Below are 14,686 nucleotides of genomic sequence, written 5' to 3'. Positions count from 1 at the left end.
AATCATAAAAGGGCAGGCTCCCCTGCCCTGAAGTGAAAGCGCTCAATCAGGATGCCTGACCTTCACGCTGTGTAATAAATGCCAGTGCTTTATTAATGCGATCTATGCTTCGGGATTGCCCTATCGCCTGCACAGTCACATCCAGCGCCGGTGACTGCCCTGTTCCTGTTACGGCAACCCGTAGTGGCATCCCTACTTTTCCCATTCCCACACTGAGTTCATCCGCAGTGGACTGAATAGCCTGATGAATATTTTCCGCACTCCAGTCACTGAGCGCCGCCAGTTTATCACGCACAAGCTCCAGTGGCTGACGCGCTACCGGGCGCAGATGTTTCTTTGCTGCCTCCGGTTCAAAGTCCGCGAACTCTTCATAAAAATAACGACAGTTTGCCGCCATCTCTTTTAGCGTTTTACACCGTTCGCCTAGCAAAGTGACCAGTTCAGGTAGTGACGGCCCCTGGCGGGTATCAATATTCGCCTGCTCAATGTGCCATTGCAGGTAGCTGGCAACATATTCCGGTGCCAGTGAATTAATGTATTGATGATTCAGCCACAGCAATTTATCGGTGTTAAACGCACTGGCTGATTTACTTACCGCAGACAGTGAAAACAGCTCAATCATCTCTTCACGACTAAAGATCTCCTTATCGCCGCTTGACCAGCCCAGGCGCACAAGGTAGTTCAGCAACGCATCCGGCAGATAACCATCGTCACGGTACTGCATCACACTTACGGCACCATGACGCTTTGACAGTTTTTTGCCATCATCGCCATTAATCATCGAAACATGTGCATACACCGGAACAGGGGCATTCAGCGCCCGCAGAATGTTAATCTGGCGCGGCGTGTTATTAATATGATCTTCACCACGAATAACATGGGTGATCGCCATATCCCAGTCATCCACCACCACGCAGAAGTTATAGGTGGGCGAGCCATCCGTACGACGAATAATCAGATCATCCAGCTCCTGATTGCTGAATTCAATGAGCCCACGGATCTGATCATCAAAAATCACCGAGCCTTCCTGTGGATTAGCAAAACGAACCACGCAGGGCTCATTATCGTCATGATGGCGATGATCATGACGGCAGCACCCGTCATAGCGCGGCTTCTCACCTCGCGCCATCTGCTCTTCACGCAGGGCATCCAGTCGCTCTTTAGAGCAGTAACATTTATAAGCGGTGCCCGCTTTCAGCATGTCATCAATGATCGCGTTATAGCGCGCAAACCGTTTCGTCTGGAAGTAAGGGCCTTCATCCCACCCGAGATCGAGCCAGTTCATACTCTCCATGATAGCGTCAATGGCTTCCGGCGTTGAACGCTCAAGATCAGTATCTTCAATACGTAATACAAACTCACCATCATTATGACGCGCAAAAAGCCAGGAATAGAGAGCGGTACGCGCGCCGCCAACGTGCAGATAACCTGTTGGGCTAGGCGCAAAGCGAGTTTTGATTTTCATGAAATGGCCTTACATTTAATAGCAGAGATGCCGATGGTCGGCAGAGTCCGTGGATTTTTATCAGCAAATATTCTAACACCCCCGACCGATTCCTCAACGTTGTTCAGATCTGAAAGCTATACCGCCCCTTTCTGCTTATCACAGCCTGGCCCATCAGGCGTTATTGAGGCACACGGACAGCGCGGAAAAACCGCAGCGTACAGGTATTTCGGGTACGGCCGAGGGCAAAAATGGCCAGTAAATTAGCCGGGTGGGCCAGGCGCTAAATCATGTATTGTGGACAATCGGCCATCGCTTTGCCCAATTTCACAACGAACAAACAAATTATTCCGAAAAGGCGTTGACTCATTTTCAACTCACCCTATAATGCGACTCCACACAGCGAGGGTGATTAGCTCAGCTGGGAGAGCACCTCCCTTACAAGGAGGGGGTCGGCGGTTCGATCCCGTCATCACCCACCACGACTGATGTCGTCGCCGTGTCACAAGAAATAAAGCTGTGGGTGATTAGCTCAGCCGGGAGAGCACCTCCCTTACAAGGAGGGGGTCGGCGGTTCGATCCCGTCATCACCCACCACTTTCTCACCAGTCGGTTTTCTTGTCGCAGCATACCATCACGCAATGGGTGATTAGCTCAGCCGGGAGAGCATCTCCCTTACAAGGAGAGGGTCGGTGGTTCGATCCCGTCATCACCCACCATCGTGGGTCGTTAGCTCAGTCGGTAGAGCAGTTGACTTTTAATCAATTGGTCGCAGGTTCGAATCCTGCACGACCCACCACAATATTCTTCCTGCACAGAGACTTAGAGCCTATCCCACCAGGCGTTATTGACGCAGCCAGTTTGGACACGGACAGCGCGGAGAAACCGCAGCGTACACGGAGTACGTGAGGATTTCGAGCACTGCCCAGGGCCAAAATGGCAAGTAAAATAGCCTAATGGGATAGGCTCTTAGTCATATTGAATTCCTGCGGCTTTCAGTCGGTATTATCAGCAATTCACCGCATACCGGACATAACAGCTGATCGTTTCTTTTAAACTGTGCTTCTGTCACCGGCGGTCAACGGGTAAAATCATCGTCCCGCTTAACCGGTGTGGCCATTGCATCATCTTTCTGTTGATGGAGAGATAACAAATCCATTTAATTCCACTGCACAAAAAAGCACAATAGCCCTATCGATTTTCAGGAGCCGCTATGAAACTTTTCCGTATTCTTGATCCCTTTACGCTTACTCTCGTTACTGTGGTTCTGCTGGCCTCTTTCTTTCCAGCACGGGGGGATTTTGTTCCGTTTTTTAATTACTTAACTACCGCAGCGATTGCCCTGCTCTTTTTTATGCATGGTGCCAAACTGTCCCGCGAGGCGATCATCGCGGGCGGCAGCCACTGGCGTTTACACTTATGGGTCATGTGCAGCACTTTTATCGTTTTTCCGGCTTTGGGGATACTGCTGGCCTGGTGGGCACCGGTGCCGGTCGCACCGGCGCTATATGCCGGTTTCGTCTATCTTTGTATCTTACCCGCTACCGTACAATCCGCCATTGCGTTTACTTCACTGGCTGGGGGGAATGTCGCGGCGGCGGTGTGTTCAGCATCGGCCTCCAGCTTGCTCGGTATCTTCATATCTCCCCTGCTCGTCGGTCTGTTGATGCATCTGCATGGTGCCGATGGCAGCAGCATGGAGCAAGTCGGCAAGATTATGCTGCAACTGCTATTGCCTTTTGTTCTCGGGCATCTGTCACGTCCCTGGACGGGGGAATGGATCACCCGCAATAAAAAGTGGATTGCCAAAACCGATCAGGCTTCAATTTTGCTGGTGGTATACTCTGCATTTAGCGAAGCGGTCGTTAATGGTATCTGGCATAAAGTCGGCTGGGGTTCGCTGCTTTTTATCGTCGTCGTCAGCATCGTACTACTGGCTATTGTTATCGTTATCAATACGGTCGTTGCACGAATATGTGGCTTCAGCAAAGCAGATGAAATTACGATTGTCTTTTGTGGTTCGAAAAAAAGCCTCGCCAACGGTATTCCTATGGCTAATATCCTTTTTCCCCCTGCGAGCCTGGGGATCATGGTACTGCCGCTGATGATCTTCCATCAGATCCAGTTAATGGTCTGTGCTGTGCTGGCTCGTCGCTACAAACGGCAAGCAGAAGCGACGGATAGCGGACAGAAAAAAGCGTAATAACGTCTGTATTACGGGCTGTATCAGAAGATTCAGCCCTTACAGTTCATCAACAGTGCGCCGGGTTATTCGCCAAGGCAACGCATCATTTCTGCTTCATCGATCACTTTTATACCAAGTTCCTGGGCTTTAGCCAGCTTGGAACCCGCGGCCTCCCCGGCAATAACCAGATCCGTCTTTTTCGATACGCTACCGGTTACTTTCGCCCCCAGCGCGGTCAGCCGTGCTTTTGCGTCATCGCGGGAAAGCTGACTGAGACTGCCGGTCAGAACGACGGTTTTTCCGGCAAAGGGACTGTCGATTTTCTCCGCGTTAATCATCACCGGTTGTGGCCAGTTGATGCCTTCAGCACGGAGTTGTGCGATCACATCACGATTGCGCTTTTCAGCAAAGAAATTAACGATATGTGTGGCCACCACAATGCCGACATCCGGCACTTCCTGCAGCGCGTCAATCGATGCCTGTTCCAGTGCTTCAGGATGAGTAAAATGAGTCGCCAGCGCTGCCGCCGTCGTTTCCCCGACCTCACGAATACCCAGCGCATACAGGAAACGGGCAAACGTGGTTTGTTTAGCCTTTTCCAGCGCGTTGACGATGTTTTGCGCTGACTTTGCTCCCATTCGTTCCAGTCCGCTTAATTGCGCGACAGTTAAGCGAAACAGATCAGCCGGGGTATCGACATACTCTTTCTCTACCAGTTGATCGATAATTTTATCACCCATCCCTTCGACATCTAAGGCACGGCGGGAAACAAAATGTTTTAACGCCTCTTTCCGTTGCGCCGCACAAATGAGCCCCCCGGTACAACGCGCGACGGCCTCTCCCTCTACGCGCTCAACATCAGAGTGACATACCGGGCAATGCCGGGGAAAAATAATTTCGCGCGTTTCCTGTGGCCGCTCGGATAACACGACATTGACCACCTGCGGGATAACATCTCCCGCGCGCCGGATAACGACTTTGTCGCCAATGCGCAGTCCGAGACGGGCGATCTCATCCGCATTGTGTAAAGTGGCATTGCTGACCTGCACCCCTGCCACATAGACCGGTTCCAGGCGTGCCACCGGCGTGATAGCACCGGTACGGCCAACCTGAAACTCAACATCACGCACAAAGGTCATCTGCTCCTGGGCCGGAAATTTAAACGCGATCGCCCAGCGTGGCGCTCTGGCGACAAAACCAAGCTGCTCCTGCTGTGCCAGTGAGTCTACTTTGATCACCACGCCATCGATATCAAAACCCAGATCGGGACGTGCTTTAGCAATCTGATGATAGTAGTCCAGCACCTCTTCCGGGCTATGACAGAGCTTAATGTGATCACTCACCGGCAATCCCCACGCCTTAAATTGTTGCAGGCGGCCTGAATGGCTGTCCGGTAACTGTCCCCCTTCCAGCACGCCGATGCCATAACAAAAGAACGTCAGCGGTCGTTTCGCCGTAATCCGTGGATCGAGCTGACGCAGCGAGCCTGCCGCCGCATTACGTGGATTAGCAAAGACTTTACTGCCATTGTGGCGCGCTTGCTGGTTGATCTTTTCAAAACCCGCCTGTGGTAAAAAGACTTCGCCACGGATTTCCAGGCGCGCAGGAATATCGTTACCCTGTAATTTCAGCGGAATGGCACGAATGGTTCTGACATTGGCGGTGATATCTTCTCCGGTTGTGCCGTCTCCCCGCGTTGCCGCCTGCACCAGTACGCCATTTTCATACAAAAGGCTGACTGCCAGGCCATCCAGTTTTAATTCGCAGCACCAGGTGACTTCAGCATCCGCCAGACGATCTTTCACTCGCTTATTGAAGGCCAGAAAACCCTCTTCATCGAAGACGTTATCCAGTGATAGCATCGGAACCTGATGGTGCACCTGGCTGAAAGCCGTCAATGGCGTAGCACCGACCCGCTGAGTCGGCGAATCGGGAGTAATAAGCTGAGGATACCGGGTTTCCAGGTCACGCAGTTCACACATCAGGCGATCATATTCGACATCAGGTATTTCCGGTGTATCCATGACATGATACAGATACTCATGATGACGAAGCATGGTTCGTAATTCAGTCAGTCGTTGTTCAATCGCTTCCATATCACACACTATCAATGATAAAAAACCCCGACAAAGCGGGGATTTAAGAGGCCAGAAGACACTGTATGGAATAATAGATCAGCGGCTTTCTTTTTGCAGTTTACGAATATCATCCTGATACTGACGTAACTTTTGTGGCGTCATCATCCGACGCTGATCATCCAGCACCACACCGCCGACTTCATCGGCGATGTACTGGGCAGATTGTAGCATCAGTTTGAAGTTTTGCAGATCGTCACCAAACGACGGCACCTGCATAAAGATAGTCACACCCGGTGTGACCATCTCTGCCATACTCTCCGGCCTGAAAGTACCCGGTTTAACCATGTTCGCCAGGCTGAATAATATTTTACCGCTACCATCCGGACGGAGATAACGATGGAATATTTCCATATCACCAAATTTAAATCCGGCCTGTTGTATGCTCTCCAGAAGCTGTGCGCCATGAAGTTGTGAACCATGATGCGCCGCAACATTCATCACAATGACCGCCTCATTACGCACGCTATCCTGTGATGATCGCTCACGCTGTACCGGTTGCTGAGCCTCTGTCGATGGTGTCGGGGCGGGCTGCGCCTGCTGAGGCGGCACAGGTTCATCGTATTGCGCTTCAGGCAGTGGCGTCTGGCGCGCCGGTTGTGGCACTTGACGCTCATAAGGCGGCTGGTACTGGTGCGGGGGCACCTGACAAGAAGACTCCGGCCTCTCCTGAGTGCCATTGACAGTATGGTTAGCCCGATGAACGCGAACTTCACCGACACCTTCAGCAACATCATCAAACTCTTCCTGCTCAGATTCTGAGTCATTGCCAGGCTTCATACGTTTTAATGGGCGATCGCGAAACATCGAAGAACGTTCTTTACGGCTGGTCCAGAAACCATGCACCAGTAAAGCCAGTATCGCGATCGCGCCAACAATAATTAATATCAGACGCAAATCCTGCATCATTATATTCTCTGTTGTTCTAACACTCTGCCACTACGGCAACATTTATTTATTCACTAAGAGTATTGGTCGATTACATCAAGTGCAAGTCCATCTGTGATTTTCACCGCACAAAGATGAATGCAGATGGATTTTTTGCTGCTTTTTCGAACATTTCGAGGCTGATTATTATCTGTCAAACCGATAAAATAAGCCAGTATTGACACTAAAGGTTAAAAAAGGAGCATGATTCATCTATGGGTTCAACATCCACCCCCCTCAGCCGTAGCGGTGCTGACTATTTCTGGCAAGGCTGGAAACTGATTACGATGCCGGGAATTCGTCGTTATGTTTTCCTGCCATTATTTATTAATACTTTACTGATGGGCGGTGCTTTCTGGTGGTTGTTCACCTGCATTGATAGCTGGCTCTCTTCTTTGATGCGCCACGTTCCGGACTGGTTACAGTGGCTAAACTATCTGCTCTGGCCGCTGGCGATCATTTCAATTCTGCTGGTGTTCGGCTACTTTTTTTCTACTTTCGCTAACTGGATTGCGGCGCCTTTTAGTGGTCTGCTGGCAGAACAGCTGGAGGCCCGCCTGACAGGCGCGATCCCACCGGATGTCAGCATCAGCGATATCATTAAAGATATTCCCCGGATTATGAAGCGTGAATGGCAGAAATTTATCTGGTATCTGCCACGGGCTCTCTTGTTGTTAGCGCTCTATTTTATTCCCGGTATTGGGCAGACCCTGGCACCGATATTATGGTTCCTGTTTAGTGCGTGGATGCTGGCGATTCAGTATTGTGATTACCCCTTCGACAATCACAAAGTCCCGTTCAAAAATATGCACACCGCATTACGTTCTCACAAAATGGATAATATGCAGTTTGGCGCACTGACTAGCCTTTTTACCCTGATCCCGGTGTTAAATCTGGTCATTCTGCCTGTTGCTACTTGCGGTGCCACTGCGATGTGGGTGGATTACTATCGCGACAAACACGCCATGTGGAAATAACGTTTCAATACCTGTCATAATGCATCACACCATCGACAGATGCATTATGATGATTCTTATCATTTTAATATCCTTATTATTATCACTCTTGCGCATATCGATATGCGAAATCTTTACTTCAGTCGCTCGCGAAAGCAGGTATGCTGAAGATATAATCTAAAATTACATACAGTAAGGATGTGCTATGAGTAAAATTTTTGAAGATAACTCGCTGACTATCGGCCATACCCCCCTTGTCCGGCTAAACCGGATTGGCAATGGCCGTATCCTGGCAAAAGTGGAATCACGTAACCCTAGCTTCAGTGTCAAGTGCCGCATCGGTGCCAATATGATTTGGGACGCCGAGAAACGTGGCTTATTGCAAGCCGGTATTGAGCTGGTAGAACCCACCAGCGGTAATACCGGTATTGCGCTGGCTTTTGTCGCGGCGGCACGTGGCTACAAACTGACGCTGACCATGCCAGAAACAATGAGCATTGAACGCCGTAAACTTTTAAAAGCGCTGGGCGCTAATCTGGTGTTGACCGAAGGAGCAAAAGGGATGAAAGGCGCGATCCAGAAAGCCGAGGAAATCGTCGCCAGCGCACCGGAAAAATATCTGATGTTGCAGCAATTCAGTAATCCGGCCAACCCGGCGATTCATGAAAAAACCACCGGCCCGGAAATATGGGAGGATACCGACGGACAGATTGATGTTTTCATTGCCGGTGTCGGGACAGGCGGGACACTGAGCGGTGTCAGTCGTTATATCAAAGAGACTAAAGGCAAGAAAGATCTGATCACCGTCGCCGTCGAACCCACCGGCTCCCCGGTTATCGCCCAGGCGCTGGCAGGTGAAGAGATTAAACCGGGGCCACACAAAATTCAGGGCATCGGTGCCGGATTTATCCCCGCTAATCTTGATCTGACACTGATTGATAAAGTGATCGGCATTACCGATGAAGAAGCCATGTCGACGGCACGTCAGCTGATGGAAGAAGAGGGTATTCTAGCGGGTATCTCTTCTGGCGCGGCTGTCGCTGCGGCATTAAAACTCCAGCAAGACGAAGCTTTTCATAATAAAAATATAGTGGTGATTCTTCCCTCTTCAGGTGAACGTTATTTAAGCACCGCGCTGTTCACCGACCTCTTTACTGAAAAAGAACTACGCCAGTAATATCAACAAAAATATAACAAAAAGCACTTTTTCAGGTGCTTTTTGTGGTATAGCTCAAAGTTTTACTTCTTCGCATTGATTGATCTGACAAGGTCTGGTATTTAACCAACTCATTTATTTCGATGCGCGAAATTATTCGTAACAGAATCAACATAAGCTGAATCGATTTTATGATTCAGTTCACTTTTTACTCTTACGGTATAAGGTGTAATGACTTATCAGATGATAGCAATCTGGTCGTCGGTATATCACCAGCGTCAGCACATAACACCCGCGCTAATAATACAAGCTAAAGGCTGTCCCGTGGGCTAGACTTTAGATTTACAACACTAAATTGATAAGTTGGAGAAACAAAATGTTCCAGCAAGAAGTCACTATTACCGCACCCAATGGCCTGCATACCCGTCCCGCTGCTCAGTTTGTCAAACAAGCGAAAGACTTCACTTCTGAAATCACCGTAACGGCCAGTGGCAAAAGCGCCAGCGCCAAAAGTCTGTTTAAATTGCAGACGCTGGGGTTGACTCAGGGCACGGTGGTGACGATTTCCGCTGAAGGCGATGACGAACAACAAGCCGTTGAGCATCTGGTAAAACTGATGGCTGAACTCGAATAAGTTGCCGGGTTTTTTTATATCAGTCACAAGTAAGGTAGGGTTATGATTTCAGGTATTTTAGCATCCCCTGGTATTGCTTTCGGCAAGGCTCTCCTGCTGAAAGAAGATGAAATTATTATTGATCGAAAGAAAATTTCTGCTGACAGGGTTGATCAGGAAATTGAGCGTTTTCTGAATGGTCGTGCCCAGGCCTCCGCCCAGCTAGAGATTATCAAAACCAAAGCGGGCGAAACTTTTGGTGAAGAGAAAGAGGCTATCTTCGAAGGGCATATCATGCTGCTGGAAGATGAGGAGCTGGAGCAGGAAATCGTCGCCCTGATTAAAGATAAACATATGACTGCCGAAGCGGCCGTGAGTGAGGTCATTGAAGGGCAAGCCACAGCGCTGGAAGAACTGGATGATGAATATCTCAAAGAGCGTGCCGCTGATGTGCGTGATATCGGCAAACGTCTGCTGCGTAATATTCTTGGTCTGACGATTATCGATCTAAGCGCAATCAATGATGAAGTTATCCTCGTGGCGGCCGATCTGACGCCATCAGAAACCGCGCAACTGAATCTGGACAAGGTGCTGGGTTTTATCACCGATGCGGGGGGACGCACCTCTCATACTTCTATTATGGCGCGCTCACTGGAGCTCCCTGCGATCGTCGGCACAGGAAATGTCACCTCGCAGATAACCAATGGCGATTACCTGATTCTTGATGCGATCAACAACCAGGTGCTGGTTAACCCGACTGCCGAAGAAATTGACACTTTACGCGCATTGCAGGCTCTGGTTGCGGAAGAGAAAACAGAACTGGCAAAATTAAAAGATCTGCCCGCTATCACGCTCGACGGCCACCAGGTGGAAGTCTGCGCCAACATCGGTACCGTTCGCGATGTGGAAGGCGCAGAACGTAATGGCGCAGAAGGAGTCGGGCTGTACCGTACCGAATTTCTGTTTATGGATCGTGATTCATTGCCGACTGAAGAAGAGCAATTTGAGGCCTATAAAGCAGTGGCTGAAGCCTGTGGCTCACAGGCAGTGATTGTGCGCACCATGGATATTGGTGGCGATAAAGAGCTGCCATATATGCATTTTCCCAAAGAAGAGAACCCTTTCCTTGGCTGGCGTGCAATACGTATTGCGATGGATCGTAAAGAGATTTTGCGCGATCAGATCCGTGCTATCTTGCGTGCTTCTGCTTTCGGTAAATTACGTATCATGTTTCCGATGATCATTTCCGTTGAAGAAGTGCGGTCGTTAAAGAAAGAGATTGATATCTACAAGCAGGAATTACGTAACGAAAACATCGCTTTTGATGAATCAATTGAGATCGGTGTGATGGTGGAAACTCCGGCCGCCGCGATGATTGCCCGCCATTTAGCTAAAGAAGTGGATTTTTTTAGTATTGGTACAAATGATTTAACACAATATACTCTGGCAGTTGACCGTGGTAATGATATGATTTCACATCTTTACCAGCCAATGTCGCCCTCTGTCCTTAATCTGATCAAGCGAGTGATCGATGCTTCTCATGCCGAGGGTAAATGGACGGGCATGTGTGGTGAGCTTGCTGGCGATGAACGTGCTACAATTCTATTGCTCGGAATGGGACTGGACGAATTCTCGATGAGCGCCATTTCCATCCCGCGCATCAAGAAGATTATTCGTAACACGAACTTCGAAGATGCAAAAATATTAGCAGAGCAGGCCCTGGCTCAACCGACAACAGATGAACTCATGACGCTGGTCAACAAGTTCATTGAAGAAAAAACAATCTGCTAATTGACAAGATGCGCGGCCCAAATTACTGCTTAGGAGAAGATCATGGGTTTGTTCGATAAATTGAAATCTCTGGTTTCTGACGACAAAAAAGAGGCGGGAACGATTGAGATTATTGCCCCACTATCAGGTGAAATCGTTAATATCGAAGATGTCCCCGATGTGGTTTTCGCAGAAAAAATTGTCGGTGATGGTATTGCTATCAAACCGACAGGCAACAAGATGGTGGCACCGGTAGAAGGTACCATTGGTAAAATTTTTGAAACTAACCATGCATTTTCTATTGAGTCTGATAACGGTATTGAGCTGTTTGTCCACTTTGGCATTGATACCGTTGAACTCAAAAGTGAAGGATTTAAACGCATTGCTGAAGAGGGTCAGCATGTGAAAGTCGGTGATACTATCATTGAGTTCGATCTCCCTTTACTGGAAGAAAAAGCCAAGTCAACCCTGACTCCGGTTGTTATCTCCAATATGGATGAGATCAAAGAGCTGGAAAAACTCTCTGGTAATGTCGTTGTGGGTGAAACACCGATTATTCGCATCAAGAAATAATACTCACCACAAAAAATGGCGTCATACTATCAAGACGCCATTTTTTGTCTTTTACCGATGAGTTGAATTCTGTCTCCCTTACCCGGCGATAACTTTTTAAGCTTTTTTCTCCCCGGCTGGCAGGATCAGTTCATCACAGCCCCGCTCCTGCGTCGAGATAATAACAGCCAGTACCCGCTGTGCCGCAGCACGTACTGCCTCCACCAGTGGCAGGCCAGAAACCAGACCACTCACTAACTCGGCACAAAACAGATCACCGGTTCCCTTCAGTTCGGTTTCTATTCGTCGATGTACCACCACATCCGCTGAATCGGCGGTGACAGCAATAACATTCATGGCATCAGGATCTGTTCCCGGAGCACTGGTAATCACTACCCACTTCAGTGAATCAGAGAGCAGACTCCGCGCCGCTATAATCGCCTGTTGTTGATTATGACAAGACATGCCACTGAGTTTTTCCAGTTCGAAAAGATTGGGCGTGATCCCCTGGGCCAGCGGTAACAGATGAGTGCGGCAGGCCTCCGGGATTTCTGCCGTGACATAAATACCGCTATCGACATCTCCCATCACGGGATCGACCAGAATACAGAGATCAGGGTGACTCTCGCGAACCGTTTGCAGCCACTGAGCCAGCAAGACAATCTGCCGCGCGTTACCCATATAACCGGTAATGACCGCACGAAGTTCACCTAACGCGCCACGCTCTTGCAGTGCCTGCAGATAACCACGAAACCACTTGTCCGGGATCACACCACCATAGAAGGTATCGTAATGCGGGGTATTGCTGAATAGCACTGTCGGCACCGCGATGACATGCAAACCATGCTGTTTTATCGCGGACACGGCAATACTGTTACCTACACTGCCATAAACAACCTGTGATTGTACGCTAACGATATCAACCTGTAATGCCCGATGCTTATCATTAAAAAGCACAGACTGTATTTCATCCGGGTGGCACATTCTTCTATCCTCTCGTAACGCCGTAGCCATCAAACTGGTTATTATTTATCCCATGCTAAAATTCATTCAGCCACAGGTCAATGTATAATAACCGGGAAAGTCATGGTAAAGTACGTTGATAATATCGGTTATACAGATAAAAAATAATCCATTAAAATCGGCGAGGCAGGGGCAGAATGTGACTACAAAGCAGACAACACCCTGTTTTATCCTCCCGCTCGCAAATTCAGAGCTGGTACACAGCAAAAACGATAAAGAGAATAAGACGATGCGACTCCATTTTATTATGCATGAATATTTTGAAACCGCTGGCGCCTGTTTGCGCTGGGCGCAGGAGCGTGGTTATACCACAAGCTGGTCACGCCTTTATGCGGGTGACCCGCTACCGGCGAATGCCGATGATTTTACCATGTTGATCGTGCTCGGTGGCCCACAGTCGCCGCGCACAACGGTCGCGGAATGTGCCTGGTTTGATAGCCATGCAGAGCAAAAACTCATTGCTCAGGCGATTGACGCTGGTCGTATTGTCATCGGTATCTGTCTGGGCGCGCAGCTGATTGGCGAGGCACTCGGTGCACCGGTGCTCAGCAGCCCGGAAAAAGAGATAGGCCACTACCCTATCACCCTGACCGATGCCGGTTTGCAGGATCGCTACCTTGCCCATTTTGGTCAGTCACTCATTACCGGGCACTGGCATAACGACATGCCGGGGCTGACCCCCTCCGCCAGCGTGCTGGCTACCAGTGCAGGATGCCCGCAGCAGATTGTAAAATACAGCGACCGGGTTTATGGCTTTCAATGCCATCTGGAGTTTGATCCAGAAACGATCAATCTACTGATCTCCCACGCCCAGGCGGAGCTAAATGCGGCCAAAGGTCAACGTTTCGTGCGTACTGAACAGGAGATGCTCGACTGGGATTATCGCGAAATGAACCAAAAACTCTGGACATTTCTTGATAATCTGGTAGCGGATTATCAGCCATAATCCGCCCAGTATACCCTTCTGATCAGGGGCGGTGAGAGGGTTGATCGAAAACACCGGTCGACAGATAGCGATCGCCGCGATCACAGATTATCGCCACTATCACAGCACCGGGATTGTCATGGGCAATACGTAATGCTCCGGCGACCGCCCCCCCGGAGCTGACACCACAAAAAATCCCCTCCTCTGTCGCCAGCCGTCGCATACTGTTTTCTGCCTCCTGTTGATCGATATCGAGTATGCTGTCAACCAGCGTTGAATCGAATATGCCCGGCATATATGCTGCGCTCCAGCGGCGAATGCCGGGAATACTGCTACCGATTTGTGGCTGTAACCCGACAATCGATACCGGCTGAGCCTGTTGGCGTAAATAACGGGATACGCCCATGACCGTTCCGGTGGTTCCCATACTGGAGACAAAATGAGTGAGCCGTCCTGCGGTTTGCTGCCAGATTTCCGGCCCGGTGGTCATATAGTGCGCATAAGCGTTATCCGGATTATTAAATTGATCCAGCCATTTTCCCTCACCACGCTGTGCCATTGCTTTGGCCTGATCACGCGCCCCTTCCATGCCTTGTTCCGGAGGAGTCAGGATCAGTTCAGCTCCATAAGCACACATGGCGGCCTTGCGCTCCTGGCTCATATTATCGGGCATCAGTAGCTTCATCCGGTAACCTTTCAGCGCCGCTATCATTGCCAGCGCAATACCGGTATTACCACTGGTTGCTTCCAGCAACACATCACCGGGTTTTATTTCACCCCGCTTTTCAGCCTCACTGATCATCGAACAGGCCGCCCGATCTTTCACCGAGCCTGCCGGATTATTTCCCTCCAGCTTAAGCCAGATTTCACTGCCGTTATCCGGCGTCATACGCTGTAATTTCACTAACGGAGTATGACCTATAGTTTGGACTAATGTATTCACAATATTGACCTGGTAAATTCTGCCATTATCCGTTCTGATTTGACCGGAAATAAAACC

12 protein-coding genes and 4 tRNA genes are annotated in these 14,686 nt (G+C 49.6%); 11 read left to right on the top strand and 5 right to left on the bottom strand.

Annotated elements, in window-relative coordinates; all coding sequences use genetic code 11:
- Positions 1 to 46: 46 nt before the first annotated feature.
- Complete coding sequence (gltX, locus tag PT300_08800) at positions 47 to 1,465, bottom strand: glutamate--tRNA ligase (GenBank protein MDF7680677.1); 1,419 nt, start codon at positions 1,463 to 1,465, stop codon at positions 47 to 49.
- 385 nt (positions 1,466 to 1,850) lie between these two features.
- Here gltX and PT300_08795 point away from each other — a divergent pair.
- The 5 genes from PT300_08795 to PT300_08775 all read left to right on the top strand — a co-directional run bounded on the left by PT300_08795 (position 1,851) and on the right by PT300_08775 (position 3,647).
- Positions 1,851 to 1,926: transfer RNA gene (locus tag PT300_08795), tRNA-Val, on the top strand.
- 39 nt (positions 1,927 to 1,965) lie between these two features.
- Positions 1,966 to 2,041: transfer RNA gene (locus tag PT300_08790), tRNA-Val, on the top strand.
- Between the two features lie 46 nt (positions 2,042 to 2,087).
- A tRNA-Val gene (locus PT300_08785) sits at positions 2,088 to 2,163 on the top strand.
- A 4-nt stretch (positions 2,164 to 2,167) separates the two neighbouring features.
- A tRNA-Lys gene (locus PT300_08780) sits at positions 2,168 to 2,243 on the top strand.
- Positions 2,244 to 2,657: 414 nt separating this feature from the next.
- On the top strand, positions 2,658 to 3,647 hold the full coding sequence (locus PT300_08775; GenBank protein MDF7680676.1) for a bile acid:sodium symporter: 990 nt from the start codon (positions 2,658 to 2,660) through the stop codon (positions 3,645 to 3,647).
- 65 nt (positions 3,648 to 3,712) lie between these two features.
- Here the strand turns inward: PT300_08775 and ligA are convergent, their stop codons facing one another.
- Together ligA and zipA are read right to left on the bottom strand one after the other, a co-directional pair.
- Complete coding sequence (gene ligA / locus PT300_08770; GenBank protein ID MDF7680675.1) at positions 3,713 to 5,725, bottom strand: NAD-dependent DNA ligase LigA; 2,013 nt, start codon at positions 5,723 to 5,725, stop codon at positions 3,713 to 3,715.
- Positions 5,726 to 5,803: 78 nt separating this feature from the next.
- Positions 5,804 to 6,673, bottom strand: coding sequence for a cell division protein ZipA (gene zipA, locus PT300_08765; protein ID MDF7680674.1), 870 nt, complete (start codon positions 6,671 to 6,673; stop codon positions 5,804 to 5,806).
- 233 nt (positions 6,674 to 6,906) lie between these two features.
- Between zipA and cysZ the strand changes: the two genes are divergently transcribed.
- The 5 genes from cysZ to crr all read left to right on the top strand — a co-directional run bounded on the left by cysZ (position 6,907) and on the right by crr (position 11,759).
- A complete protein-coding gene (gene cysZ / locus PT300_08760; GenBank protein ID MDF7680673.1) occupies positions 6,907 to 7,668 on the top strand; it encodes a sulfate transporter CysZ in 762 nt (253 codons plus the stop codon).
- Positions 7,669 to 7,852: 184 nt separating this feature from the next.
- Positions 7,853 to 8,824, top strand: a complete 972-nt coding sequence (gene cysK / locus PT300_08755) for a cysteine synthase A (protein ID MDF7680672.1) — start codon at positions 7,853 to 7,855, stop codon at positions 8,822 to 8,824.
- A 355-nt stretch (positions 8,825 to 9,179) separates the two neighbouring features.
- Positions 9,180 to 9,437 (top strand): phosphocarrier protein Hpr, encoded by a 258-nt coding sequence (ptsH, locus tag PT300_08750; GenBank protein MDF7680671.1) that lies wholly within the window; start codon positions 9,180 to 9,182, stop codon positions 9,435 to 9,437.
- Between the two features lie 42 nt (positions 9,438 to 9,479).
- Positions 9,480 to 11,207, top strand: a complete 1,728-nt coding sequence (gene ptsI, locus PT300_08745; protein MDF7680670.1) for a phosphoenolpyruvate-protein phosphotransferase PtsI — start codon at positions 9,480 to 9,482, stop codon at positions 11,205 to 11,207.
- Positions 11,208 to 11,249: 42 nt separating this feature from the next.
- Complete coding sequence (gene crr / locus PT300_08740; GenBank protein MDF7680669.1) at positions 11,250 to 11,759, top strand: PTS glucose transporter subunit IIA; 510 nt, start codon at positions 11,250 to 11,252, stop codon at positions 11,757 to 11,759.
- A gap of 96 nt (positions 11,760 to 11,855) precedes the next feature.
- On the opposite strand, the gene pdxK is transcribed toward crr, so the two are convergent.
- Positions 11,856 to 12,722, bottom strand: coding sequence for a pyridoxine/pyridoxal/pyridoxamine kinase (gene pdxK, locus PT300_08735; protein ID MDF7680668.1), 867 nt, complete (start codon positions 12,720 to 12,722; stop codon positions 11,856 to 11,858).
- 268 nt (positions 12,723 to 12,990) lie between these two features.
- On the opposite strand from pdxK, the gene PT300_08730 reads away from it, so the two are divergent.
- Positions 12,991 to 13,707 (top strand): type 1 glutamine amidotransferase, encoded by a 717-nt coding sequence (locus PT300_08730; GenBank protein ID MDF7680667.1) that lies wholly within the window; start codon positions 12,991 to 12,993, stop codon positions 13,705 to 13,707.
- Positions 13,708 to 13,729: 22 nt separating this feature from the next.
- On the opposite strand, the gene cysM is transcribed toward PT300_08730, so the two are convergent.
- Complete coding sequence (cysM, locus tag PT300_08725) at positions 13,730 to 14,629, bottom strand: cysteine synthase CysM (GenBank protein ID MDF7680666.1); 900 nt, start codon at positions 14,627 to 14,629, stop codon at positions 13,730 to 13,732.
- Positions 14,630 to 14,686: the final 57 nt, after the last annotated feature.

It is taken from the genome of Enterobacteriaceae bacterium ESL0689 (assembly GCA_029433525.1).
Classification (GTDB): Bacteria; Pseudomonadota; Gammaproteobacteria; order Enterobacterales; family Enterobacteriaceae; genus JAQTIF01.
This window is presented reverse-complemented; position numbering and strand designations above follow the sequence as displayed.

Excerpts from the sequence above, each read along its gene's own strand:
- gltX (MDF7680677.1), bottom strand. The coding sequence starts at position 1,465 with ATGAAAATCAAAACTCGCTTTGCGCCTAGCCCAACAGGTTATCTGCAC.
- PT300_08775 (MDF7680676.1), top strand. The coding sequence starts at position 2,658 with ATGAAACTTTTCCGTATTCTTGATCCCTTTACGCTTACTCTCGTTACT.
- ligA (MDF7680675.1), bottom strand. The coding sequence starts at position 5,725 with ATGGAAGCGATTGAACAACGACTGACTGAATTACGAACCATGCTTCGT.
- zipA (MDF7680674.1), bottom strand. The coding sequence starts at position 6,673 with ATGATGCAGGATTTGCGTCTGATATTAATTATTGTTGGCGCGATCGCG.
- cysZ (MDF7680673.1), top strand. The coding sequence starts at position 6,907 with ATGGGTTCAACATCCACCCCCCTCAGCCGTAGCGGTGCTGACTATTTC.
- cysK (MDF7680672.1), top strand. The coding sequence starts at position 7,853 with ATGAGTAAAATTTTTGAAGATAACTCGCTGACTATCGGCCATACCCCC.
- ptsH (MDF7680671.1), top strand. The coding sequence starts at position 9,180 with ATGTTCCAGCAAGAAGTCACTATTACCGCACCCAATGGCCTGCATACC.
- ptsI (MDF7680670.1), top strand. The coding sequence starts at position 9,480 with ATGATTTCAGGTATTTTAGCATCCCCTGGTATTGCTTTCGGCAAGGCT.
- crr (MDF7680669.1), top strand. The coding sequence starts at position 11,250 with ATGGGTTTGTTCGATAAATTGAAATCTCTGGTTTCTGACGACAAAAAA.
- pdxK (MDF7680668.1), bottom strand. The coding sequence starts at position 12,722 with ATGTGCCACCCGGATGAAATACAGTCTGTGCTTTTTAATGATAAGCAT.
- PT300_08730 (MDF7680667.1), top strand. The coding sequence starts at position 12,991 with ATGCGACTCCATTTTATTATGCATGAATATTTTGAAACCGCTGGCGCC.